Origin of the sequence: Streptomyces sp. NPDC094034, from assembly GCF_040303865.1 — a bacterium.
In the GTDB taxonomy this organism is placed as follows: domain Bacteria; phylum Actinomycetota; class Actinomycetes; order Streptomycetales; family Streptomycetaceae; genus Streptomyces.
This window is the reverse complement of sequence record NZ_JBEOUD010000146.1, coordinates 1-1035: the sequence shown is the minus strand read 5'-3', so window position 1 is coordinate 1035 and position 1035 is coordinate 1. Positions and strand designations below refer to the sequence as shown.

The following is a 1035-nucleotide window of genomic DNA, read 5'->3' as shown; positions in this document are numbered from 1 at the left end:
CGATGATCGCGGTGGGCGGCTTCCTCACCCCCGAGGGCGCGGCGGACTTCGGCTGGTTCGCCTACTCCCCGCTGTCGGACGCGGTCCGCTCGCCGGGCGCCGGCGCCGACATGTGGATCATGGGTCTGGCCATGTCCGGCTTCGGCACCATCCTCGGCTCGGTCAACTTCATCACCACGATCATCTGCATGCGCGCTCCGGGCATGACGATGTTCCGCATGCCGATCTTCGTGTGGAACGTGCTGCTGACCGGTGTGCTGGTCCTGCTGGCCTTCCCGGTGCTGGCCGCCGCGCTGTTCGCCCTGGAGGCGGACCGTAAATTCGGTGCGCATGTCTTCGACGCGGCAAATGGCGGCGCGTTGCTGTGGCAACACCTCTTCTGGTTCTTCGGCCATCCAGAGGTGTACATCATCGCGCTGCCGTTCTTCGGCATCATCTCCGAGGTCATCCCGGTCTTCTCCCGCAAGCCGATGTTCGGCTACATGGGCCTGATCGCCGCGACGATCTCCATCGCGGGCCTGTCGGTCACGGTGTGGGCCCACCACATGTACGTCACGGGCGGCGTGCTGCTGCCGTTCTTCTCCTTCATGACCTTCCTGATCGCGGTGCCGACCGGTGTGAAGTTCTTCAACTGGATCGGCACCATGTGGAAGGGCTCGCTGTCCTTCGAGACGCCGATGCTCTGGGCGACCGGCTTCCTGATCACCTTCACGTTCGGTGGTCTGACCGGTGTCATCCTGGCGGCGCCTCCGATGGACTTCCACGTCTCCGACTCGTACTTCGTGGTGGCCCACTTCCACTACGTGGTCTTCGGTACGGTCGTGTTCGCGATGTTCGCCGGCTTCCACTTCTGGTGGCCGAAGTTCACCGGCAAGATGCTGGACGAACGCCTCGGCAAGATCACCTTCTGGACGCTGTTCATCGGCTTCCACACCACCTTCCTCGTCCAGCACTGGCTGGGCGCCGAGGGTATGCCGCGCCGGTACGCCGACTACCTGGCCGCCGACGGCTTCACCGCGCTGAACACGGTGTCCA

The 1035-nt window shown here is 64.3% G+C and carries 1 protein-coding gene; it reads left to right on the top strand.

The annotated features are described in order from the left end of the window. Positions 1–1035 (top strand): cbb3-type cytochrome c oxidase subunit I (locus tag ABTZ59_RS37290; RefSeq protein WP_351426110.1); only part of this gene is annotated, 1035 nt, incomplete at both ends.